Genomic DNA, 23,931 nt, shown 5'->3' on the forward strand with positions numbered 1-23,931 from the left:
GATAGAGAGTCTGTCAGGCCGCCACGCGATGCCGCGACGGCCTGAAAAGCAGGGATGGGGCGTATCAGGCCAGGGAAAGGTGCTGAGCGTGATCGTGCTGCGCCACGATAAAGCCCTGTGGCAGCAGGCGGCGTAACACCTTTTGTGCCGCCAGACTCTGTTCTTCGCTGTCAAAGTGAATAATCAGTGCATCGCCCGCTGGGGTAATGCTTTTGATACGGATACCCTGCGCGCTGAGCTGCTGATAGAGATAAAAGCCATCGGGCAGAGTCGCACCCGCATGGGAAACCCGGATCTGCACCACCGTCTCGTGCTGCATCAGGGCGGGAACCACGCAAAGCGCGATCAGCGCCAGCGCGCCCGCCATCAACCACGGCATCCACCGTTTTGGAATCGCCTGCAACGCTTTCATCACTCGGCTTTCCCGTTCTGATTCGCCTGACGTTTACGCCATAAAACGACCAGCGAACCTACCAGCCCGAAGACCAGCAGCGCCAGCGGCAGCATCATCAGGAAGAACATCATCTCATCTTCATAGCGCCGGAAAATCGGTGTTTTACCCAGTGCAAAGCCGATAACGGTCAGAATCACCACCCAGAGCAGCGCGCTGACCCAGTTGAAAAACTGAAAGCGGGCGTTGCTCAGACCGGACAGGCCGGCGATGGTAGGCAGCAGGGTGCGCACAAAGGCGATAAAGCGGCCAATCAGTAGGGCAGAGAGGCCGTGGCGGTGAAACAGGCTGTGCGCGCGCAGGTGATACTGGGCGGGCAGATGGGAGAGCCATTTCTGTACCGTGGGGGTATTGCCGAGCCAGCGACCCTGGATATAGCTCACCCAGCAGCCCAGACTGGCCCCGGTGGTTAAAACCAGAATCGTTAAGGGGAAACTCATGGTGCCTTTGGCAATCAGCACGCCGACCAGAATCAGCAGACTGTCACCCGGCAGAAACGCGGCAGGAAGCAGGCCATTTTCCAGAAACAGAATCATGAACAGCACGCCGTAAATGGCCCATACCAGCGTGGGGTCGGAAAGGGTCTCGTAATCCTGTTGCCACAGGGCATGCAGCAACGCTTGCAGAATATCCATCAATCATTCCTGAACATCATTGTTAAACATGTCCCACAGGGACTTAAACGCAGACCGGCATGTCGTTATAAATTTTAGGAGCGCAGCCTGGGCGGGATTTTCCGGATCCTTCCAGAATTGATTGTTAAATCAGCGATTTTATAACCCCCTGTCTCAAAGGGTAATAAAAGGGCGATAACTGTAACAAAAATCACCTGTCTGAGACAGGAAAACTCGCTGATGAACAGGAGTTTTACCTTGTGAAACGGCGTGTAAAAAGGAGCTTTACATGACCTGACACTATTGCAGATTAACTGACCCTCACCGGCGCGTTCAGGCTGTTTAGCGGGCGTGGCTGGAGCCGTCAGGAAGGATGACCGGATTCTCACCGAACATGTATCGGTCGACATTAAATTCAAAATCATCCGCCGTCGCGTTAAACAGCATCTGTTTAGTATTTTCCAGATGTTGCCACATCGCCAGTTTGCTGGCGGCGGGATCTTTACGCATCAGGGCTTTGAGGATCTGATCGTGGTCGTCGCACCAGCTGAGAATGCTGCGCTGGTCGATGTGTTCGTGAAGTTTCAGCCAGTAGGGATTGTGCTGACGATGCAGCCACATTTTTTCAACGATGGCGGCTAACGCGCTGTTCTGCGTGGACTGGGCGATGCGGACATGAAACTGCATATCCCACTCTGAATCGCGGAAGTGGTCTTCCTTACGGGCATTCTCCTGAATCGCCATCAGGTCGATGATGTCCTGTCGCGTCACCTGCGTGGCGGCAAACTCCGCCACGTTACTCTCAATCAGCTGACGTGCCTGCAGCAGTTCAAACGGACCGAACGTCGCGAACTCCAGCTGGCTGCTGGTCGGCGCGATGCGATTCTGCTGCTGGCTGGCAATGACGTGGATGCCCGACCCTTTACGGACCTCCACATAGCCTTCCACTTCCAGCATGATGATCGCTTCGCGCACCACGGTGCGGCTCACTTCCATCTCTTCGGCAATCAGACGTTCAGCGGGCAGCTTGTCACCGACCGGGTAGATCCCGGTTTCAATACGGCTTTTCAGCTCGCTGGCCAGCTTCTGGTAGAGTCGACGGGATTCGGTGAGGTCCATGGCACAGTCCTGATAGCAAAACAGATAAGTTGTTATACCACTTCAGGCGGCGGGAGGAAATGGGCTGGCGTATGCCAGCCCGATGGGTTAGCTGCGAACGGCATTCGCAGGCGGCAGGGCGGCCTCAGCGGTCAGTTCAGCAACCGGTTTGTTTTTCAGGACGGTCCAGATCACCACCGCACCCAGCAGGTCGAACACCGCCAGCGCGGCAAACAGCGGGCTGAAGCCCAGCGTATCAGCCAGTGCGCCGACCACCAGCGCAAACATCGTACTGGCGGTCCAGGCTGCCATGCCGGTCAGGCCATTGGCCGTGGCAACCTCATTGCGGCCAAAAACGTCAGAGGAGAGGGTAATCAGCGCACCGGAAAGCGCCTGATGAGCAAACCCGCCCACACAGAGCAGCGCGATGGCGACATAGGGGCTGGTGAACAGGCCGATGGTGCCAGGCGCAATCATCAGGACCGCGCCCATCGTCACCACCAGCTTGCGGGAGACGATCAGGTTGACGCCAAACCAGCGCTGGAACAGCGGCGGCAGGTAGCCACCCAGAATGCAGCCGAAATCCGCAAACAGCATCGGCATCCAGGCGAACATCGCAATCTCTTTGAGGTTAAAACCGTAAACCTTGAACATGAACAGCGGGATCCAGGCGTTAAAGGTGCCCCACGCCGGTTCGGCCAGAAAACGTGGCAGGGCAATCCCCCAGAACTGGCGGTTGCGGATAATCTCCAGCGCCGACATTTTGCGGGTGTTGCCGGTCTGATGCTGCGCCTCCTGACCGGAGATAATGTAATGGCGCTCCTCCTCACTCAGTTTCTTCTGCTGTTTCGGGTGTTTATAAAACAGCAGCCAGCACAGCGCCCAGACCATGCTCAGCACGCCGGTGATGATAAACGCCATCTGCCAGCTGTGCGCCATGATGGCCCAGACCACCAGCGGAGGAGCCAGCATCGCGCCGATGGAGGAGCCGACGTTGAAGTAGCCGACCGCCACCGAACGCTCTTTTGCCGGAAACCATTCGCTGCTCGCCTTCAGGCCCGCCGGGATCATCGCGGCCTCAGCCGCCCCGACGGCGCCGCGCGCCAGAGCAAAGCCGCCCCAGCTGCCCGCCATCGCCGTGGCCGCGCAGAAGATCGCCCACAGCACGGCAAACACCGCATAGCCAATTTTGGTGCCGAGCAGATCGAGCACATAGCCTGCCACCGGCTGCATCAGTGTGTAGCAGGCCGAGTAGGCCGCCACGATATAGGAGTACTGTTGCGTGGTGATATGCAGCTCGGTCTGTAGTGTCGGTGCCGCCACCGCAATCGTGTTGCGGGTCAGATAGCCTAGTACCGTGCCGAGCGTCACCAGCCCAATCATGTACCAGCGTAACCCTTTGATCTTACGCATCCTCTACCTCTTCCAGTTCTGTATGCGGTCATGCCGCTGTTGTTATCTGGAGCGGGACAGCACGTGATACTGCTCGGCTCACGCCCGCAGGTTCTGTGTCAGCAACCCCGTTTTTACCCTGCCATGTGTGGGTCGTCTGCGACCTCACGATGGGGCCAGAGCCTAACTTGTTATACAACTTTAAAAGTTGAGAGCCATCACAAAAACCCTTTCTGCGCTGTGGGATACTGGAAACCTGACAGATGACAGCCATTTAGCGCGCTGTGGGCGACAGAAATGTCCATGACGGCGGTGAGTGGCAGCGGTTTATGTGAGCAGGATCGCAAATAATTCCGTCACGAACCAGAATTGGTATGATAACTTTGAGCCATACGTGGTTCAGCTGATGAGGATGTCTCTATGTCGCGTTTTATGACCGAGGATTTTTTACTGGATAGTGAATTCGCCCGTCGTCTCTACCACGACTATGCGAAGGATCAGCCGATTTTCGACTATCACTGCCACTTACCGACGCAGCAGATTGCCGAAAATTATCGCTTCGCCAACCTTTATGACATCTGGCTGAAGGGCGATCACTACAAGTGGCGGGCGATGCGCGCCAACGGTGTGGCTGAGGCGTTCTGTACCGGTAACGCCAGCGACCGCGAGAAGTTTGATGCGTGGGCAAGGACCGTACCGCACACCATCGGCAATCCGCTCTATCACTGGACGCACCTGGAGCTACGTCGTCCTTTCGGCATCACCGATACCCTGCTGTCTGAAAAAACCGCCGACAGCATCTGGCATCGCTGCAACGAGCTGCTGGCGCAGGACGCCTTTACCGCGCGTGGCATCATGCAGCAGATGAAGGTGAAAATGGTCGGCACCACGGACGATCCGCTGGATGACCTGCGCCATCATCGCGCCCTGGCAGAAGATGCCAGCTTCAGCGTGAAGGTGCTGCCGAGCTGGCGGCCGGATAAAGCCTTTAACATTGAAGCCGAAACCTTCCTGCCGTGGATCGGTGCGCTGGAGCAGCTGACCGACATCAGCGTGCAGCGTTTTGATGACCTGCGCCGGGCGCTGTATCAGCGGCTGGATCACTTTGCGGCGCACGGCTGTAAGGTGTCCGATCACGCGCTGGATGTGGTCTGTTATGCCGACGCCGATGACGTCACGCTGGATAACATTCTGGCGCGCCGCCGCAGCGGCACCACGCCTACGCCACACGAGACGGCACAGTTCAAAACCGCAGTGCTGGTCTGGCTGGGCAGCGAATATGCCCGTCGCGGCTGGGTGCAGCAGTATCACATTGGCGCGCTGCGCAACACGAACCCGCGTCAGTATCAGCTGCTGGGGCCGGACGTCGGCTTTGACTCGATCAACGATCAGCCGCTGGCCGAACCGCTGGCACGCCTGCTGGGCGCACAGAACCTCAATAACGCGCTGCCGAAAACCATTCTTTACTGCCTGAACCCGCGCGACAACGAAGTGCTGGCTACGATGGCGGGCAACTTCCAGGGCGAAGGAGAGGCGGGCAAAATGCAGTTCGGCTCCGCCTGGTGGTTCAACGACCAGCTGGATGGCATGCAGCGCCAGCTGACCCAGCTGTCGCAGATCGGACTGCTGAGTCGCTTTGTCGGGATGCTGACCGACAGCCGCAGCTTCCTCTCCTACACCCGCCACGAATATTTCCGCCGCCTGCTGTGTCAGATGATCGGTCGCTGGGTAGAGCAGGGTGAGGCGCCGGGCGATGAAGCCCTGTTAGGGCAGATGGTGCAGAACATCTGCTTTAACAACGCCCGCGATTACTTCGGCATTGAGCTGGGAGCCTGATGATGCAGAGGCTGAACCGCCGCGACTTTCCGGGCGCGCGCTATCGCGACCGGGTGATCCAGTTTGGCGAAGGCAATTTCCTGCGCGCCTTTATCGACTGGCAGATCGACTGGCTGAACGAGCATCAGGGCACTGATGCCGGGATCGTGGTGGTGCGGCCTCGCAACCGGGACGTCAGCGATACGCTGAATCAGCAGGAGGGACTCTACACCACGCTGATTCGCGGGCTGAACGCGCAGGGTGAGCCGGTCAGTGAAACCCGCCTCATCCGCAGTCTGAACCGTGAGATCCACCCTTATCAGCAGTTCGGCGACTTTATGGCGCTGGCGCAAAATCCTGACCTGCGCATGGTTTTCTCGAACACCACCGAGGCGGGTATCGCCTTTGCGGAGGCGGACCAGCTCACCGACCAGCCCGCCAGCAGCTTCCCGGGTAAACTGACGCAGCTGCTGTGGGCGCGCTACTCCCACTTCAGTGGGGCCAGCGACCGCGGCTGGCTGGTGGTGCCGTGCGAGCTGATTGACCACAACGGCGACACGCTGCGTGAGCAGGTGCTGCGCTACGCCGATCACTGGCATTTGCCGACCGAATTTAAAAGCTGGGTGCATCAGCACTGCGCTTTCTATAACACCCTCGTCGACCGCATCGTCACCGGGTTCCCGGCGGAGAGTGAGCAGCTGCAAAGCGAGCTGGGCTATGAAGATCGCTATCTGGTGGCGGGCGAAGTCTACTACCAGTTTGTGATTCAGGGGCCGTCGGCGCTGTTCAGTGAACTGAAGCTGGAGGCGCTGTCCCCGCATGTGCGGCATGTGGACAACATCGCGCCCTATAAAGCGCAGAAGGTGGCGATCCTGAATGGTGCCCATACCGCGATGGTGCCGGTGGCGTTTCTGGCCGGTCTGGAGAGCGTGGGCGAGGCGATGGCCGATCCGGCTATTGCCGGGTTTGTGGCGGCGTTACTGCGCGAGGATGTCATCCCAACACTGGATCTGCCTGCTGCGGAGCTTCATGCCTTTGCCGATGCGGTTCTGCGCCGTTTCCGTAATCCCTTTATTCGCCATGCGCTGCTGTCGATTGCCCTGAACAGCATGACCAAATTCCGCACCCGCCTGCTGACGCCGCTGCTTACCGCACATCAGCAAACCGGGCAGTGGCCGGTGCACATTACCTTTGCGCTGGCGGCGCTGATCGCCTTTTATCGCGGCGAGCTGGCCGGAAAAGCGTGGCCGCTGCAGGATGATCCCCACTGGTTACAGCGCTATGCCGATGCCTGGCAGGCGCAGGAGCGCGGCGCGATGTCGCTGCAGCAGCTGGTGGAGAACGTGCTAAGCGATGCGCAGCACTGGGGCGAAGATTTAACCCGTCAGCCCGGGCTGGCTGAGACGGTTACCCGGCACCTGCAAAACATTACCGTCCACGGCGTTCGTGAGGCGCTGAGTCAACTGAGGTCATGCGATGCAAGACGCAATTAAAATCGATCCCCGCGACAATGTCGCCGTGGCGTTACGTGACTTAGACGCGGGCGCGACGGTTGAGCTGCCACCACAGCGTGTGGTGCTGCATCAGGCCGTCGGGCGCGGGCATAAATTTGCCCTGCAGCCTGTCGGGCAGAATGAGCCAGTGATCAAATATGGCCTGCCGATTGGCCATGCCACGCAGCCGGTGGCGGCCGGAGAGCTGATTCATTCACAGAATGCCCGCACCAATCTCAGCGATCTGGACCACTATGCTTATCAGCCCGACTTCGTGACGCTGCCGCCGCAGCGTGGCGATCGGGAGGTGCAGATCTACCGGCGCGCCAGTGGCGAGGTCGGCATCCGCAACGAGCTGTGGATCCTGCCCACCGTCGGCTGCGTCAACGGCATTGCGCGTCAGATCCTGCAGCGTTTCCTGCAGGAGACGCAGCAGGCGGAAGATATTGATGGCGCGTTCCTGTTCAGCCACACCTTTGGCTGCTCGCAGCTGGGGCAGGATCACGACAACACCCGCACCATGCTGCAAAACATGGTGCGGCATCCCAACGCGGGCGCGGTGCTGGTGATTGGTCTGGGGTGTGAGAACAATCAGGTCGATGTCTTCCGTGACACCCTCGGTGCTTTTGAAAGTGATCGGGTGGAATTTATGGTGTGTCAGCAGCATGACGATGAGGTGGAAGCCGGACTGGAACGTCTGCATGCGCTCTATCAGAAGATGCGTCACGATCGGCGTGAACCGGGCAGGCTCAGCGAGCTGAAGTTCGGGCTGGAGTGCGGCGGCTCGGACGGCTTCTCCGGCATCACGGCCAACCCGCTGCTGGGACGTTTCTCCGACCAGATGATCGCCAACGGCGGCACCACCGTGCTGACCGAGGTGCCGGAGATGTTTGGCGCAGAACGGATTCTGATGAGCCGCTGTCGCGACGAGGAGACCTTCACTAAAACGGTCGCGATGATCAACGACTTCAAGCAGTACTTTATCGATCACCAGCAGCCGATCTATGAGAATCCCTCGCCGGGCAACAAGGCGGGTGGCATTACTACGCTGGAGGAGAAGTCGCTGGGGTGCACCCAGAAAGCGGGGCAGAGCCAGGTGGTCGATGTCCTGAAATATGGCGAGCGGTTAACCACACCGGGGCTGAATCTGCTGAGTGCACCGGGCAACGATGCGGTCGCCACCAGCGCCCTGGCGGGTGCCGGATGCCACATGGTGCTGTTCAGTACCGGACGCGGCACGCCCTATGGGGGGTTTGTGCCTACGGTGAAGCTGGCGACGAATACGCCGCTGGCGGAGAAAAAACCGCACTGGATCGACTTTAATGCCGGACGGCTGATTGAGGGAATGAGCATGGAGGCGATGCTGGAAGATTTTGTCGATACCATCGTGGCGATTGCCAGCGGTCAGCCCACCAACAACGAAAAGAACGACTTCCGCGAGCTGGCGATTTTCAAAAGCGGGGTGACGCTCTGAAATCAACAAGCGATCCTGATCGTTCAGAACGCTCAAAAGCTCAGAGAGCGGATGGCTGAGTCCGAAGAGCAAAGCGTCCCGCGCCAGGGAAGGCGCGGGCCGAGCGAGCAGGGATGCGTAAAGCGACTTTGCGATCGGACTCTGCCATTCGCGAAGGGCAGAGGATTAACCGACGGTGATAACGATCTTAAGCCCGGCTGGTTTCGCGCTCCGCTTCTGCCTGACAGACAGCGGCGGTAAACAGAATATCCGTTGACGAGTTCAGCGCGGTTTCTGCCGAATCCTGCAGGACGCCGATAATAAAGCCGACAGCCACCACCTGCATCGCCAGGTCATTCGGAATACCAAACATGTTGCAGGCCACCGGGATGAGTAGCAGCGAACCGCCCGCCACACCCGATGCGCCACAGGCACAGAGGGAGGCCACCAGACTCAGCAGAATGGCAGTCGGCACATCAATGCTGATCCCCAGCGTATGCACCGCCGCCAGCGTCAGCACGGTAATGGTGATTGACGCGCCCGCCATACTGATGGTCGCGCCCAGCGGAATCGACACCGAATAGGTATCCTCATCCAGCTTCAGACGTTTCGCCAGCGCCATATTCACCGGAATGTTGGCGGCAGAACTGCGGGTAAAGAAGGCGGTGACGCCACTTTCGCGCAGGCAGGTGAAGACCAGCGGATAAGGGTTACGGCGGATCTTCCAGAACACCAGCAGCGGGTTAACCACCAGTGCCATCAGCACCATACAGCCCAGCAGCAGCGCCAGCAGATGCGCATACTGCCACAGCGCACCAAAGCCGGTGGAGGCCAGAATTGACGCCACCAGACCGAAAATACCGACAGGCGCACAGCGGATGACGCAGCGCACCAGCCAGGTCACGGCTTCGGACGCGTCATTAAGAAAGGCGCGGGTGGTGTCACTGCTGTGACGGAACGCCAGACCCAGACCAATCGCCCACACCAGAATACCGATATAGTTCGCCTGCATCAGCGCGGTGATCGGATTCGACACCATGCTCATCAGCAGCCCGTGCAGGACTTCGGTGATGCCGGAAGGGGGAACGATTTCGGTACTCCCGACCGCCAGCGTCAGCGTCTGCGGGATCAGATGGCTGAACAGCACCGCGACCACTGCCGCGAAAAAGGTGCTCAGCAGGTAGAGCATGATAATCGGCCGGATATTGGTTTTCTGGCCCTGCTGGTGGTTCGCAATCGAGGCGATGACCAGCACCAGAACCAGTAAGGGGGCCACCGCTTTCAGCGCACTGACAAACAGTTCGCCCAGCAGGCCGACCGCTAACGCGGCATCGTGTGAGATCCAGGCGAGCGCGACACCGGCGACCAGCCCAATCATGATTTGCTTCACCAGGCTACCGGCGAGTAGCGTACCCAGACGTGCGGAGAGAGTTTTCTGCATAATAGTTTCTATATTTTGTCGCGAATGTAGTTTCAGGCGCGATGTTTTGCATCGGCTAAAACGGTTTGCCCGGCGGAGTATAAGGAAAAGATCGGACGAGAAAAGAGAAAGTTCTGCCGCTGTGGAGCGCGTCAGATTTTTATTATGCTGAATAGTGGAAGTGTGACAGAGGGATGAAATGGCGCGGCAGGCTGCCACAAAATAAAACAGGGGCATCCGCTGCCCCCGCAGGTAATTATGGTGCGAGCTTTTTCTGGTCTCTTTTGCGGTTAACCCAGGCATTAATCAGCAGGGTTGATGCCAGAATGAGACCGACCACACTCAGCGAGATGCCGACCGGGATGTGGTAGAGGTCGACAATCAGCATCTTAAAGCCGATGAACACCAGCACAATCGCCAGGCCATACTTCAGCATCGAGAAGCGCTCTGCCACGTTCGCCAGCAGGAAGTACATGGCACGCAGACCCAGAATGGCAAACAGGTTGGAGGTCAGGACGATGAACGGGTCGGTGGTGACGGCAAAGATCGCCGGAATACTGTCGACCGCAAAGATCACGTCGCTCAGCTCCACCATGATCAGCACCAGCAGCAGCGGTGTCGCAAACAGCACGCCGTTTTTGCGGGTAAAGAACTTCTCACCGTCGAGATCGTCCGTCATGCGCAGATGCTTACGCAGCCAGCGCACCACCGGCTTGTCGCCTACTGCGCCATCATCCTCTTTCGCCAGCGCCATTTTCACCCCGGTAAACAGCAGGAAGGCACCGAACACATAGAGGATCCAGCTGAACTGGGTCACCAGCCAGCTACCGGCGAAGATCATGATGGTACGCAGCACGATAGCGCCTAATACACCGTAGATCAGCACGCGACGCTGCAGGTTGGCCGGAATAGAGAAGTAGCTGAAGAGCATCAGCCAGACAAAGACGTTATCCACCGCCAGTGCTTTTTCCAGCACATAACCGGTCAGGAAGGCGAGTGTCTGGGTGTTAGCCACTTCGCGTCCTGCGCTGCCTTCCAGATACCACCAGAAAGCGGCGCTGAACAGCAGTGAGACGGAAACCCAGATCAGCGACCAGATTGCCGCCTGTTTAAAAGACATGGTCTGCGCGCCGCGGCGTCCCTGCAACAGCAGGTCGATAGCCAGCATGATAAGCACCACAACCGCAAAGCTGCCCCAGAGTAAAGGTGTCCCCACAGTTTGCATATTCGTATCCTGTCTGAAAAATAAAAAAAACGGCTGAAGTCAGAAGACATCAGCCGCTTATTTTTGTGTAAGCAAACCTCGCCTTCCGGCAAGGTCTCACTTACAACACAGAAATCGATTCCGGGTTGCCTGACGACCGGATGCTTGCGCAACGTAGTGACGATCAATCAGATTACAAGTTACTCCCCTTTGCAGAAAGCTACGTTACGGTTTCACCGCCCAGGAAGCAACAGCTCGCAGACATATTTAGAAATATTTACACAACCGCCCGATCGGCCGGGAAGATAACACCGGTCTGTCGACGGATTTCAGTCAGCAGTGCCGCCGTGGTGCGTGAGATCGCAAGCCCGGGATGCGCCACCTGACGCTGCGCCACCAGCCGGGCAAATTCGGCCGCCTCATAACGCATCGTGTTGCTATGCTGCGGCTGACTTAACACCTGCTTTTCTCCGCCGCGGGGCATAAAGGTCAGCTGCTGACACTCCGATAACTTCTCAATAAGCAGCGATCCGGCTTCTCCCTGAATCTCGCTGGGCAGGCTGGAGTCACTGACTTTCGAGTGCAGAATCGTCACGTCAAAATCGCCGTAGTCGAGCACCACCACCCCATGTCCGTCCACACCACTCTCAAGCAGCGTGGCGCTGGCCTGCACCCGCTGCGGCGCGCCCCACAGTGCCACCGCCGAGGCCAGGCAGTAATAACCGATATCCATGATTGAGCCGTTCGACCAGCGCGGATCAAAGGTGTTGGGGTTTTCACCATTGAGATAGCGCGGGTAGCGCGATGAATACTGACAGTAACTCAGCAGGGCTTTCCGCATCCGCCCCACGGCGGGCAGCGCCGCTTTTAAATGCAGGAAATTGGGCAGGCTGGCCGTTTTGAACGCCTCAAACAGCACCACCTGATGTTCCCGGGCGCAGGCGATCATCTGCTCCGCCTCGGCCAGATTGGAAGCCAGCGGCTTTTCACAGATGACATGCTTGCCGTGCGACATAAACAGCAGTGCCTGCTGGCAGTGCAGGGCGTTAGGGCTGGCAAGATAGACCGCATCGATCGCCGGGCTGGCGGCCAGGGCCTCCAGCGAGGTAAAGGTTGCCTGGCAGGGATAGTCGGCGATAAAGGCGTCCGCCTGCTGCTGACTGCGCGAATAGACCGCACAGAGTTGCATCCCGCCGGTTTCATGCGCGGCATCAATAAACTGGCGTGTTATCCAGTTTGTTCCCACAATGGCAAAACGAATCACGTTTTCTCTCCGGCAGCGGTAAAGCGGCAGAGTAACATCTCTCCGGCGCGGTGCAATGGGGAGGGGCGGGCAGGGATTGATCCTGCGATCCCGATTCCAATACTATGCGGGAGCGATGAATGTCAGGCACCAACCAGGGAGCGCAGGTGAAAGCAAGTAAGCACGCATTAAACTGGACCACACTGCTGATCGCCATTCCGGTCGGGTGTGCCGCATCGCTGGTGACGCTGGCTTTTCGCGGCGTGATTGAACTGATCAACCATCTGCTGTTTGCCCGCAGCGGGGAGATTAGCGGGTTACTGCCGCTCTGGCCGTGGATTTTCTGGCCGCTGCTGGTGGGGGCTGGTGGTGTGCTGGCGGGCTTTTTTCTGCGTTATGCGGTCGCCATTGAGCAGCAGCAGACGGTGAAAACCGACTATCTTGAGGTGATCAATGCCCGGCTCGATGCGGTGCCGACCCGAACCTCACTGTTCCGCGCCTTGTCCTCCATCGCCAGTATCGGCAGCGGCGCGTCGATAGGGAAAGAGGGGCCGATGGTGCAGCTTTCGGCGCTGTGCGGCAGCGCGATTGGTCGCCTGCTGCCCGCCTCGCTTAATCTGAAAAACAGTGACGTGGTGGCGATGGCGGCGGCGGCGGGGCTCTCTTCGGTCTACCATGCGCCGCTGGCTTCGGCGATCTTCGTCGCCGAAATCGCCTTCGGCATCTCCGCCCTGCAGCGGCTGATCCCGCTGATTATCGCCTCCGCCACGGCGGTGATGACCATGTGGACGCTGGGCTTTCGCAGCGCGCTCTACCCGCTGGCGGAGGCAAACTTTGCCATGGATCTCAGCAGCCTGCTGATGACGGTGCTGATTGGTTTGTGCGCCGGGCTGGCGGGCTGGCTGCTGATTAAGTGCATTGCCCGCAGTAAAGCGCTGTTCAGCCGGGTCGCCTCCCTGCCGCTGCGCCTCGGTGCAGGCGGAGTGGCCGTGGGCTTACTGGCACTGCTCTCAACCGATATCCTCGGCAACGGCTACGAAGTGATAGTGAAGGTGATGGCGGGCCACTATCTGCTGCCGGGCCTGCTGCTTCTGCTGCTGCTGAAAACCGTTGCCACCAGCCTCTCGGTGGGCTCGAATGCGGTCGGCGGGCTGTTTACGCCGTCACTGCTGATTGGCGCGCTGCTCGGCGTGATCCTGGCGACGCTGGGGGCGATGCTGCATCTGCCGCTCGGCAATGTGCTGCTCTATGCCGCTATTGGCATGGCGGCGGTGCTGGCGGCGGTCAGCCAGGCCCCGCTGATGGCGATGCTGATGGTGCTGGAGATGACCCTCAACAGCAGCCTGCTGTTTCCGCTGATGATCGCCACGGTGCTGGCCTCCATGGTGGTCTATCGGCTGCAATCGGCCAGCACCTACCCGGTAGTAAGCCATCACTTCACCCGTTCAGAAGCGAAATATGATTTCGATAACATGCGCATTGCCGAGCTGATTATTCCCGGCGCGGCGTTGCAGCCGGAAGCGTCGGTGGGGCAGGCGCTGGCGGTCAGTTCGCTGAAGCGCGAACGCTACGTCTATGTGATCAACGCCGGGGGGGCTTTCCTCGGCGTGGTCTCCATTCATGAGATTTCACGCCGGGTGCTGGCGCAGGAGATCACCCTCGAATCGCCGGTGCAGTGCGTGATGGATCAGGATTTCCCGGTGATCTATCAGAACCAGAGCATGCGTGAAGGGTGGGAAGCCTTTGCCGCCGTCACGCTGGAGCGGTTGCCGGTGCTGAACAACCCCGCTGAGCGCCATTTTCAGGGCGCGCTGACCAAAACCAGTCTGATCCAGAAAGCGCAGGAGTTTCTTTAAGCCGCGTTGCCGCGCATCGCCTGGTCGGTCATCCAGAGCCGCGCATCAAATTCGAGCTGGTGGTAATCCGGCTCCATATGGCAGCAGAGCTGGTAAAACGCCTTATCGTGATCTTTCTCTTTCAGGTGAGCCAGCTCATGCACCACGATCATGCGCAGAAAAGGCTCCGGCGCGAGGCGGAAAAAGGTGGAGATACGGATTTCCGCTTTTGCCCGCAGTTTGCCGCCCTGCACGCGCGAGATAGCGGTGTGCAGCCCCAGCGCATGCTTCATCACTTTAATTTTGTTGTCCCACACCACCTTACTGATCGGCGGCGCGTTGCGCATAAAGCGGTTTTTCAGCGCCTGGGTGTAGTCATACAGCGCCTTGTCGCTCACGACATCGTGGGTATCGGGATAGCGCTCCTGCAGAAACGCGCCTAAGCGCTGATGGGTAATCAGGGTCTGCACCTGTTCAAGAAGGGGAGCAGGATAACCCTGAAGGTAGATGAGTGAGGACATTAGGGATTCCAGGCGAAAAAGAGTATACTGCGCGCCCTTTTTATCGGGGCGAAAATTAATCAAAGTGTACCACGCCGGAGAATTCATGAGCCAACTTGAACTGAACGATCGCACACTGATCCTGCATCGCTTCCCGCAGATGCGTGACGAAAGTCCATTACAAGCCTGGGATGCGGCTGATGAGTATCTGTTACAGCAGGCGCTGCCAGAGGGGCCGGTGCTGGTATTCAACGACAGTTTTGGTGCCTTAACCTGTGGTCTCAATCCGCGTCCCGTCTGGCACGTCAGCGACTCCTGGCTAAGCCAGCAGGCCGCCCGGCAGAACCTCTCTTTCAACGGGATGGATGACAGCGACGTCCACTTTATTGACAGCCTGGCGGCGCTGCCTGCTTCCCCGGCGGCGGTGCTGATTAAAGTGCCGAAGACGCTGGCGCTGCTGGAGCATCAGCTGCGCGCGATTCGTGAAGTGGTGACCCCGGAGACGGTGATTCTGGCGGCAGCCCGCGCCAAAGAGATCCATAACTCCACCCTGCAGCTGTTTGAACAGATCATCGGCGAGACGAAAACCTCGCTGGCGTGGAAAAAAGCGCGGCTGATCTTCAGTCAGTTCAGCCAGCCTGCCCTGCGCGAAGCCAGTCCCACGCAGGTCTGGCCGCTGGATGGCATCCCTTATCAGATCCACAACTACGCCAACGTTTTCTCACGCAGCTCGCTGGATATCGGCGCACGCCTGTTTGTGCAGCATCTGCCGGAAAATATCGAAGGCGAGATTGTCGATCTGGGCTGCGGTAACGGCGTGGTGGGGCTGATGGCGCTGGCACAGAACCCGCAGGCTGAGGTGCATTTTCTGGATGAGTCCTACATGGCGGTCGCCTCCAGCCAGCTTAACGTGGAAGTGAACCGTCCGGAGGATCTGTCACGCTGTCAGTTCCTGGTCAACAACGTGCTGAGCGGCTATCCCTCGGACCGGCTGCACGCGGTGCTGTGCAACCCGCCGTTTCACCAGCAGCACGCCGTCACCGATCACCTGGCGTGGCAGATGTTCCGTGATGCCAAACGCTGTCTGCAATATGGCGGCGAATTGCGCATCGTCGGCAACCGCCACCTCGACTATCACCAGAAGCTGAAAAAGCTGTTCGGCAACTGCACGCTGGTCGCCTCTAACCAGAAGTTCGTGGTGCTGCGCGCGGTAAAAATGCGCTAGTCAGACACGCAGCGCCAGCGCGGTCGCCTGTGCGATGGCGCGGCGCGCATCCAGTTCCTGCGCCACATCGGCACCGCCGATCACCGTCACCTTCTGTCCCCGTGCACGCAGCGCCGCTTCCAGTTCGCGCTGCGGCTCCTGTCCGGCGCAGATAATCACATTATCGACCGCCAGCAGCAGGGTTTCACCGTTGCGCCGCAGGTGCAGCCCGCGATCGTCAATCGCCAGATACTCCACACCGCCCCACATCTCCACGCCGCGCGCCTGCAGACTGGCCCGGTGGATCCAGCCGGTGGTTTTTGCCAGCCCGGCGCCGGGTTTGCCTGTGCGGCGCTGCAGCAGCCAGATCTGCCGTAATGCGGCGGGCGGCTCGGGGGCCACCACACCGCCGCGCTGCGTCAGGCTCTGATCGATACCCCACTCAGCGTAAAAGGCCGCGCGATCCGCGTCATGCGAAGGCTGCGACAGAAACTCCGCCACATCAAAACCGATGCCACCGGCTCCGATAATCGCCACCCGTTTCCCTACCGGACGCCCATCGCGCAGCACCTCAAGGTAGCTCAGGACGCTGGGGTGATCGATGCCCGGAATATCCGGCGTGCGTGGCTGAATGCCGGTGGCCAGCACCACCTCATCGGCATCACCCAGCCCCTCGGCCGTGACCCGGCAGCCGGTCCTGACCGTCACCCCGGCGGCCGCCAGCTGGTGGCGGAAATAGCGCAGGGTTTCACTGAACTCCGCTTTGCCGGGGATCAGCCGGGCAATATTGAACTGGCCGCCGATATCGGCGGCGGCTTCATACAGCGTCACCTGATGTCCGCGCCCGGCCGCCTGCAGGGCAAAGGCCATTCCGGCCGGGCCACCCCCGACCACCGCCAGCCTGCGCGGAGCGCGACTGGGGATAACCGGCATCAGCGACTCGTGGCAGGCGCGCGGATTGACCAGGCAGGAGGTGATCTTTCCGGCGAACACCTGGTCGAGGCAGGCCTGATTACAGGCGATGCAGGTGTTAATGCTGTCCGGTTCGCCGCGCTGCGCTTTGCTGACAAAGGCGGCATCGGCGAGGAAAGGGCGCGCCATCGACACCATATCGGCGCAGCCTGACTGCAGCAGCTCTTCGGCGACGGCGGGGTGGTTGATGCGGTTAGTGGCGATGACCGGCACCGACACGTGAGCACGCAGGCGCTGCGTGACCCAGGCAAAGGCCGCGCGCGGCACGCAGGTGGCGATGGTCGGGATGCGCGCTTCATGCCAGCCGATACCGGTATTGAACAGCGTGACCCCACACTGCTCCAGCTCGCCCGCCAGCAGCAGCGTCTCTTCCAGCGTGCTGCCCTCTTTGATCAGATCGAGCATCGACAGCCGGAAGATAATGATAAAACGGTCGCCGGTGGCGGCACGCACCGCGCGGGTGACCGCCAGGGCAAACTGCATTCGCTGGCGGAAGTCGCCGCCCCAGCGGTCGCTGCGCTGGTTGGTGTGCTTCACCAGGAACTGATTAATCAGGTAGCCTTCAGAGCCCATGATCTCCACGCCGTCGTAGCCGGCCTGGCGGGCCAGGCGGGCGCAGCGCGCAAAGTCATCAATAGTCTGTTCAATCGCCGCCTCGCTCATCGCCTGGGGTGTAAACGGATTGATCGGTGCCTGAAGTGCAGAGGGCGCGACCAGATCGGGCTGATAGCTGTAACGGCCGGTATGCAGGATCTGCAGGGCGATTTTGCCCTGATGCTGATGAACGGCATCGGTAATCTGCCGGTGCCAGTGACACTGCGCCTCCTCTGTCAGCATCGCGCCGTGGGCGGTGGTAACACCCTGCGCATTAGGGGCAATGCCGCCGGTGACAATCAGCGCGACGCCTTCGCGCGCGCGCTCGCCATAGAAAGCCGCCAGCCGGGCTGCGCCATCCGGGTGCTCTTCCAGGCCGGTGTGCATGGAGCCCATCAGGAAACGGTTTTTCAGTCGGGTAAAACCCAGGTCCAGCGGCCTGAACAGCGCGGGATAGTCGGAATGAACGGCCATGATCATCACTCACGATAAAGTGGTCGGATGAGTTAACTCTAGCCATTTCTGTGTTAAAAAAAAGTGAAAGAGTGTCAGGGTGTGAGTGAAATCAACATCAGCCGCGACAGGCCGTGCGTCCGCCGTGGCCGATTTTCAGGGCGGGCGCGATTATCGCCGCCGGATCCAGGAGTAGCGGGAGTGATAGCCGCTGCCCGTATGGGTGTTGAAGCGGTAGCTTGAACCGCTCTCGGCCATGCAGTAGGTGCAGACGCCGACATTATCGATCTGCGCAGCCGGAACGCCCGCATCGACCAGCATCTGCGTCGCCAGCGCCGGCAGATCGAACCAGACACCCTGCTGACGTGCCGTCGCCTGCGGGCGCTGAGCCTCACCATTGACCGGCTGCTGCCTGTGCCAGCGCAGCCCGCGGGCCAGCGCCGGATTCCGGGCGATCTCCGCCAGCTGAGGCTCGGCCAGCTCATAACAGCAGGGGCCGAGTGCCGGGCCGATCGCCACCAGCAGATTCTCTGGCGCGCTGCCCTGTTCGCACAGTTTTTCCACGGCGCGGATCAGCACGCCCGCCAGCGTGCCTTTCAGTCCGGCATGCACCGCCGCCACGATGCGCTGCTGAGGATCGGCGATCAGCACCGGCAGGCAGTCAGCGGTATACACCGCCACCGGGCGCGTCCCGCTGCTGATAATGCCATCCGACTCGCAGCTTTTGGATGGGGTGTTTTCGACGTCGAAGACGACCGTGGCACTGTGGCGCTGATGCCCCCAGGCGCCGTCGGCGGGCGGTGGCTCACCGGCGGGCTGAAAGGCATAATCGACCCAGTCCAGCGAGTCGAGCAACGGCGAGCGCGGGATAACGGCCATAGGAATCTCCTGTGATAACAGCGTGCATTGGGCTGCCAACAGCTTACGTTAACTGCTACATTTTTGAAGCGTCTCCTCAGCCCTTTCTCACCTTAAGGATGAAATGATGAAAACCTCCGCAAAACTTGCCGCCTCCGGACTGGTTGCCCTGCTGCTGACCGGCTGTGCCTCCTCGTCACATCAGACCGCTCAGCAGCAGCTCGGGCAGCAGTCGGTGCTGGCAGTCAACTGGTTCCAGCAGTCCGGCGAATATCAGGCGCTGACCTGGCAGGCGTTTAACACCGCACGCATGGCGTTCGATCAGGCGCCGTCGCTGACCGGCAAACCGAAAGCCGTAATTGTCGATCTGGACGAAACCATGCTGGATAACAGCGCCTACAGCGCCTGGCAGGCGAAAAACGGTCAGCCGTTCAGCAGCAAGAGCTGGTCAGCCTGGACCCAGGCGCGACAGGCGAAAGCAGTGCCCGGCGCGGTTGAGTTTGCACGCCACGTCACCCAGAACGGCGGCACGCTGTTCTACGTGTCGAATCGCGATCAGAAAGATTACGCCGCCACGGTGGCGAATATGCAGCAGCTCGGTTTTCCTGACGTCAGTGAAAAAACGGTGCGTCTGAATACCGACAGCTCCAACAAGCAGGCGCGTTTCGATGCCATCAAAAATGCGGGCTACAACGTGGTGCTCTACGTGGGCGATAACCTCAACGATTTCGGCGGGGCGACCTGGCATCAGGGCAATCAGCAGCGTCGCGATTTTGTGAATCTCAATCATCAGCAGTTTGGCACGCAGTTCATCGTGCTGCCGAACCCGCTTTACGGCGACTGGGAGAGCGGGATGGCGGAGAATTACAATAAGCTGACGCCGGAACAGCAGCTCTCCGTGCGGGAATCGCGCCTGCAAAGCTGGAACGGTAAATAATTCGTCAAGAAAAAGAGCCTGACATGTTCAGGCTCTGTTTAATTCTGGTCCTGATTTACTTTCCGCTGTCACTATTTTGCTGCGAATTAAATTAATCATCTCTCGCTTTATTCTTATCTCAAAGCAGGCGTATTTAACTGGCTCTCTGCTATTAAGATGGTCGATTGTGCTAATGGTTAATTTTTTAATTAAGAGTAATCCTGGTAAAAGTGGGGCGAACGGGCAGGGTGAGAAAAAGCCATGCGGTTAGTGTTTGTATTTATTTGTCAGCAATAAATTAAGCCTTTTATTTTATAGTTTTTAATTGCCTGATATATCTTGTCTTAATCTGCGCTGTTTATGTGTCCTCATTTTTCTCCTGCTGAATTAAATTTACTTTCCTCTGACTTTTGCTGACGTTTAATTGACAAATCACGCCATGTTAAAGTGTTGTGAAATATTGCTCGTGCATTGGTAATGGTTAACGTCTATAACCTTTTTCTGTGACCTTGTTCTTATTTACCTGGCGGCTCTCACGCTATTTGTGAGCCGATACACTTTGTGATCAGCCAGGATGCGACATCCCGGTAGTAGAGAGAAGATGAATGTGACGACACTTAAACCCTTATTAGCGAAAAATCGCAGTTGGGCATTACAGCGCCGCCAGCGTAATCCAGACTATTTCAAAAAATCCCTTCATCAGCAAAAACCGCACTCGCTCTGGATTGGCTGTTCAGACAGCCGTGTTCCGGCCGAAGTGCTGACCGGCTCCCACCCAGGCGAACTCTTTGTGCATCGCAATATCGCCAACATGGTGCTGGAGGAGGATGACAATCTGCTGAGCGTGCTGCAATACGCGCTCTTCTTTCTCAACGTGAAACGCATCGTGCTCAGCGGCCATTACGGCTGCGGCGGGGTTGAAGCCGCACAGAACCTGCCAGGCAGCGTGCTGGAAGGGCAGGACACCGCACTGGGAAGGCGTATTCAGCGGCTACGTGATGACATTCAGCAGGGGCTGGCCGAGGAAGGGCCAGCAGACGCCACCCCCGATGAACAACGCGATCGGCTAGTTGAAGCCAACGTTAAAGCGCAATTCGCCAGGCTGGTGAAGTCTGAGCCGGTCAGGCAAATCTGGCAATCGGGCCAGGAACTGGAGGTGTTTGGTTGTGTTTATGACCTGCGCTCCGGCCATCTCAAAGAGCTGATTCATCAATCTTCAGAGGAGCCTTCATGATGAATTCTGATACCCTGCGCCGCGACATCCCGGCGGGTCTGGTGGTTTTCCTGGTGGCTTTACCGCTCTGTCTGGGTATCGCTCAGGCCAGCGGGCTGCCGCCGTTTGCCGGTCTGCTGACCGGGGTGATTGGCGGTCTGGTCGTCACCTCGTTAAGTCCCTCCCGCTTTGCCGTCAGCGGTCCGGCGGCGGGTCTGGTCACTATCGTTGTCGCCTCGATGGCGACGCTGGGCAGCTTCTCCGCCTTCCTCACCGCGCTGATTATTGCCGGGGCATTGCAGTGCCTGTTGGGTCTGTTGCGCGCCGGACGGTTTATCTCGCTGGTGCCGGGCAGTGTGATTAAAGGCATGCTGGCGGCGATTGGCCTGCTGCTGATCATGCAGCAGATCCCGGTGGCGCTGGGCGCGGCGGGCGATGCGGAGCTGGTTTCGCTGGTGAATGGGCAGATGACCTTCTCACTGCCGTCGATTGTCGTGGCGGCGGTCGGTTTAGCCATTTTATGCCTCTGGACAACCGCCCCGATCAAACGCATTAAGGCGCTGGCCTGGATCCCCGGACCGTTGATTGCGGTGCTGGTCGGCTGCGTCGCTACGGTGGCAGGCGGAAGGCTGTTCCCGGAGATGGCGCAGGGGCTGGCACGCATCTCGCTGCCCGCCTTCGACAGCGTCTCTGCGCTGGTGGCTGAGCTGGAAACGCCTGACTGGATGGCCTGGCAGAATCCGCAGGTCTGGGTCGTCGCCGTGACGCTGGCTCTGGTTGCCAGCCTGGAAACCCTGCTGAGTCAGGAAGCGCTGAAAAAGCTGCGTCCGCAGACGCCCGCGCCGTCGCCCAACAAAGAGATGTTCGCTCAGGGCATCGGTAATCTGACCGCCGGTTTTCTGGGCGCGATGCCGATAACGGCGGTGATCGTGCGCAGTTCGGTCAACGTCAGCGCGGGGGCGCAGACAAAGCTCTCCATCTTCATTCACGGTGTGTTGCTGCTGATCTGCGGCATGTGGTTCAGTGAGATGCTGAACGCCATTCCCCTGGCCAGCCTGGCCGCGGTGCTGCTCTACACCGGCTATAAACTGGCGACCCCTAAACTCTTTGTCGAACAGTTCCGGATGGGGGCCCAGCAGTATGTGCCGTTCCTGGCGACCATCGTCGGCATTATTACGCTGGGGATGCTGGTCGGTATCGGCATCGGTATCGCCACGCAGATCCTCTACAGCATCTATAAAAGCCATCGCAACGCGCTGCAGCTCACCCGTTATGACGATCACTACGTCCTGCGCTTTCAGCAGAACCTGACGTTTATGCACAACCCAAAGCTGCAGGGATTGCTGGATGAGATCCCGGAGAACAGCGTGGTGATTATCGATAATGACAATGCGGAATATATCGATCCCGATGTGAAAGCGGTGCTGAAAGATTTTGGCGACAACGCGGACAAGCGCGGCATCCGCCTGAGTCAGTGGCCGGTGGCCGTAAAATAGCCCGAAGCGCAACGGCAGCATCAGCAGAAGAGCAAAAATCGGATATCTCGGATAGCCGATTTTTTTACCGGCGGGGCATAATAAAGCCCCGTTTTCTGCTGTCATCTGCTGGCTTACCCGGCGCCGGGGCATTTTATTGAGTTAGCCCATGAAGTGGGGTTTTATCGCAGGATGACATTGAAGGCATTCAGGATTTAATCATTCTGACACCACGCGCCTGTTCAGGCTGGCGTGGAGAGCCAGCCTCACCGCGATAAGGTCCGGACGCATGCGCACACCGCTGTTTGAAGAGCACAACGCAAAGAAGAACGCAGTTTTGCTGTTTTTAATCACGCTGCTGTTTTGTTTTATCGGCGGACATCTGCGCTTTCCCAAAGAGCTCTCTCTCTTCTGGCCGGTCAATGCGATCGTGACGGGCGTCATCGTCCGCAATCCCTTTCTGCACCGGGGCCGCTACTACCTGGCTATCCTGGCCGCCATGGTGTTCAACGACACCGTGTTTTCGGGCTGGGCGTTCTCAGCGTTAACCCTCAACGTGGCGAATGTGCTGTTTGTGCTGGTGGCGGTGACGCTGCTGGTCAGGCATCTTCAGCACGATTCCGGCAGTGAGCGGATTACCAGCGTGCTGCGAATCTTCCCGGCCTGCCTGCTGGCAGCGTTCACCTGTGCCAGCTGGGGCGCGCTGGCGCAGCAGGCTGATTTTGATACCGGGCTGGCGGTGGCATGGGCTGACTGGTTCAGCGAGCAGTTCTCCACCGGGCTGATGCTGCTGCCGTTTTTGCTGACCCGCGACTGGTCGTCGCTGTCGCCCCGCCAGTTTCTGCACATCCGCAAGCTGCTCCCGGTTATCGCCGTGGCGGGTTCGCTGACAATCGGGGCGATGATGGGTGGCGCGGGTAGCCTGACGTTCCCGGTTCCTGCGCTGATCTGGTGTGCGGTGGTGTTGCCCATGCCGCTGACCAGCCTGGTGATTTTACTGACCGGCATTACCGAAATTATCCTGGTGTCGCACGGCGTGATGAACATTCAGGGCAGCGATGCGATGCTGCCGCTTAACCATCTCACCTCGGCCCGGCTGGGGGTGGCGACCATCTCCATCAGCCCGCTGATCGTGGCCGCGAGTATGGATGCGATCCGTCAGCTTAACCAGCGCCTGGCGCTACGGGCGAATTACGACTTCCTGACCCGGCTGCTGTCGCGCTCCGGTCTCTATGAAAGCCTGCGCAGTGAACCCATCTTCCCTGAACGCAAAGCGGGCGTTATCCTGCTGGATGTCGACTACTTCAAAGCTATTAACGACAATTTCGGTCACGACGCGGGCGACAGCGTGCTGGAAGAGATCGCGCGCCGGATGCAGCGGGTGGTGGGCAAAGCGGGACGCATCTGCCGTTTTGGCGGCGAGGAGTTTGTGGTGGTGCTGTTCGATCAGAACCCGGAGAGACTCTATTTTCTGGCTGAGAATATCCGGCAGACGATGGCGAAAGAGAAGTTCTGGCTGCAGGGGAATACCGTGACGGTGACCGTCAGTCTGGGACTGGCGCATGGCAGCGCCGCTGAGGCGACGGAGTGGCCCCCCGTCATCAACCGGCTGATCTCAGCGGCAGATAAAAACCTCTATCTGTCGAAACGCAACGGCCGCAACCAGACTTCACCGGTTAACTACCGTACCTTCACCAGCGACGTGGCCTGACGCCACGCCGCCGATGC

The 23,931-nt window shown here is 59.0% G+C and carries 19 protein-coding genes; 9 read left to right on the top strand and 10 right to left on the bottom strand.

The genetic code is table 11. From position 1 onward, the window contains the following. Nucleotides 1–64: 64 nt before the first annotated feature. The 4 genes from mzrA to AC1V0D_RS16135 all read right to left on the bottom strand — a co-directional run bounded on the left by mzrA (nucleotide 65) and on the right by AC1V0D_RS16135 (nucleotide 3,576). Complete coding sequence (gene mzrA, locus AC1V0D_RS16120; RefSeq protein WP_009087359.1) at nucleotides 65–412, bottom strand: EnvZ/OmpR regulon moderator MzrA; 348 nt, start codon at nucleotides 410–412, stop codon at nucleotides 65–67. Continuing rightward, complete coding sequence (locus AC1V0D_RS16125; protein WP_009087358.1) at nucleotides 412–1,086, bottom strand: DedA family protein; 675 nt, start codon at nucleotides 1,084–1,086, stop codon at nucleotides 412–414. Before AC1V0D_RS16125 ends, mzrA begins: the two co-directional genes overlap by 1 nt. A 321-nt stretch (nucleotides 1,087–1,407) precedes the next feature. Continuing rightward, complete coding sequence (gene exuR / locus AC1V0D_RS16130) at nucleotides 1,408–2,184, bottom strand: transcriptional regulator ExuR (RefSeq protein WP_009087356.1); 777 nt, start codon at nucleotides 2,182–2,184, stop codon at nucleotides 1,408–1,410. Nucleotides 2,185–2,271: 87 nt separating this feature from the next. After that, on the bottom strand, nucleotides 2,272–3,576 hold the full coding sequence (locus tag AC1V0D_RS16135; protein WP_046102587.1) for an MFS transporter: 1,305 nt from the start codon (nucleotides 3,574–3,576) through the stop codon (nucleotides 2,272–2,274). A 399-nt stretch (nucleotides 3,577–3,975) separates the two neighbouring features. Here AC1V0D_RS16135 and uxaC point away from each other — a divergent pair, with 399 nt between their 5' ends. From uxaC to AC1V0D_RS16150, 3 genes are read left to right on the top strand one after another with little or no spacing between them, the layout of a single operon-like run. Further along, nucleotides 3,976–5,391, top strand: a complete 1,416-nt coding sequence (gene uxaC, locus AC1V0D_RS16140) for a glucuronate isomerase (protein WP_482907752.1) — start codon at nucleotides 3,976–3,978, stop codon at nucleotides 5,389–5,391. Nucleotides 5,392–5,393: 2 nt separating this feature from the next. Then, nucleotides 5,394–6,863: a tagaturonate reductase gene (locus AC1V0D_RS16145; protein ID WP_482907819.1), complete on the top strand. Its 1,470-nt coding sequence runs from the start codon at nucleotides 5,394–5,396 to the stop codon at nucleotides 6,861–6,863. Then, nucleotides 6,847–8,337: a UxaA family hydrolase gene (locus tag AC1V0D_RS16150; RefSeq protein WP_476639356.1), complete on the top strand. Its 1,491-nt coding sequence runs from the start codon at nucleotides 6,847–6,849 to the stop codon at nucleotides 8,335–8,337. The genes AC1V0D_RS16145 and AC1V0D_RS16150 overlap by 17 nt, the downstream gene beginning before the upstream one ends. A 187-nt stretch (nucleotides 8,338–8,524) precedes the next feature. Here the strand turns inward: AC1V0D_RS16150 and sstT are convergent, their stop codons facing one another. The 3 genes from sstT to AC1V0D_RS16165 form a co-directional block, all read right to left on the bottom strand. Further along, nucleotides 8,525–9,757, bottom strand: a complete 1,233-nt coding sequence (gene sstT / locus AC1V0D_RS16155; RefSeq protein ID WP_111208118.1) for a serine/threonine transporter SstT — start codon at nucleotides 9,755–9,757, stop codon at nucleotides 8,525–8,527. Nucleotides 9,758–9,992: 235 nt separating this feature from the next. After that, nucleotides 9,993–10,961, bottom strand: coding sequence for a TerC family protein (locus AC1V0D_RS16160; RefSeq protein ID WP_009087344.1), 969 nt, complete (start codon nucleotides 10,959–10,961; stop codon nucleotides 9,993–9,995). A 256-nt stretch (nucleotides 10,962–11,217) separates the two neighbouring features. Beyond that, complete coding sequence (locus AC1V0D_RS16165) at nucleotides 11,218–12,204, bottom strand: Gfo/Idh/MocA family protein (protein WP_482907753.1); 987 nt, start codon at nucleotides 12,202–12,204, stop codon at nucleotides 11,218–11,220. A 146-nt stretch (nucleotides 12,205–12,350) separates the two neighbouring features. On the opposite strand from AC1V0D_RS16165, the gene AC1V0D_RS16170 reads away from it, so the two are divergent. Further along, a complete protein-coding gene (locus AC1V0D_RS16170; protein WP_337025643.1) occupies nucleotides 12,351–14,039 on the top strand; it encodes a chloride channel protein in 1,689 nt (562 codons plus the stop codon). Here AC1V0D_RS16170 and AC1V0D_RS16175 read toward each other — a convergent pair. Then, complete coding sequence (locus AC1V0D_RS16175; RefSeq protein ID WP_009087337.1) at nucleotides 14,036–14,539, bottom strand: M48 metallopeptidase family protein; 504 nt, start codon at nucleotides 14,537–14,539, stop codon at nucleotides 14,036–14,038. The two genes, AC1V0D_RS16170 and AC1V0D_RS16175, sit on opposite strands and share 4 nt — an antisense overlap. Nucleotides 14,540–14,624: 85 nt before the next feature. Here AC1V0D_RS16175 and rlmG point away from each other — a divergent pair, with 85 nt between their 5' ends. Further along, nucleotides 14,625–15,743, top strand: coding sequence for a 23S rRNA (guanine(1835)-N(2))-methyltransferase RlmG (rlmG, locus tag AC1V0D_RS16180; RefSeq protein ID WP_482907754.1), 1,119 nt, complete (start codon nucleotides 14,625–14,627; stop codon nucleotides 15,741–15,743). On the opposite strand, the gene AC1V0D_RS16185 is transcribed toward rlmG, so the two are convergent. Then, nucleotides 15,744–17,762 carry a 2,4-dienoyl-CoA reductase FMN-binding domain-containing protein gene (locus tag AC1V0D_RS16185; RefSeq protein ID WP_482907755.1) on the bottom strand — a complete coding sequence of 673 codons (2,019 nt, stop codon included), beginning with the start codon at nucleotides 17,760–17,762 and terminating at the stop codon, nucleotides 15,744–15,746. It lies immediately after the preceding gene. Nucleotides 17,763–17,912: 150 nt separating this feature from the next. Next, complete coding sequence (locus AC1V0D_RS16190) at nucleotides 17,913–18,620, bottom strand: purine nucleoside phosphorylase YfiH/LACC1 family protein (RefSeq protein ID WP_337021898.1); 708 nt, start codon at nucleotides 18,618–18,620, stop codon at nucleotides 17,913–17,915. 106 nt (nucleotides 18,621–18,726) lie between these two features. On the opposite strand from AC1V0D_RS16190, the gene AC1V0D_RS16195 reads away from it, so the two are divergent. From AC1V0D_RS16195 to AC1V0D_RS16210, 4 genes are all read left to right on the top strand, one after another. Next, nucleotides 18,727–19,536, top strand: a complete 810-nt coding sequence (locus AC1V0D_RS16195; RefSeq protein WP_150030263.1) for a 5'-nucleotidase, lipoprotein e(P4) family — start codon at nucleotides 18,727–18,729, stop codon at nucleotides 19,534–19,536. 580 nt (nucleotides 19,537–20,116) lie between these two features. Continuing rightward, nucleotides 20,117–20,749 carry a carbonic anhydrase gene (locus AC1V0D_RS16200; protein WP_033736060.1) on the top strand — a complete coding sequence of 211 codons (633 nt, stop codon included), beginning with the start codon at nucleotides 20,117–20,119 and terminating at the stop codon, nucleotides 20,747–20,749. Next, nucleotides 20,749–22,224: a SulP family inorganic anion transporter gene (locus tag AC1V0D_RS16205; protein ID WP_009087324.1), complete on the top strand. Its 1,476-nt coding sequence runs from the start codon at nucleotides 20,749–20,751 to the stop codon at nucleotides 22,222–22,224. Before AC1V0D_RS16200 ends, AC1V0D_RS16205 begins: the two co-directional genes overlap by 1 nt. Nucleotides 22,225–22,492: 268 nt before the next feature. Continuing rightward, nucleotides 22,493–23,914, top strand: coding sequence for a GGDEF domain-containing protein (locus AC1V0D_RS16210; protein WP_058956442.1), 1,422 nt, complete (start codon nucleotides 22,493–22,495; stop codon nucleotides 23,912–23,914). The last annotated feature ends 17 nt before the right edge of the window (nucleotides 23,915–23,931 follow it).

The sequence above is a fragment of the Pantoea sp. PA1 genome (assembly GCF_056856975.1).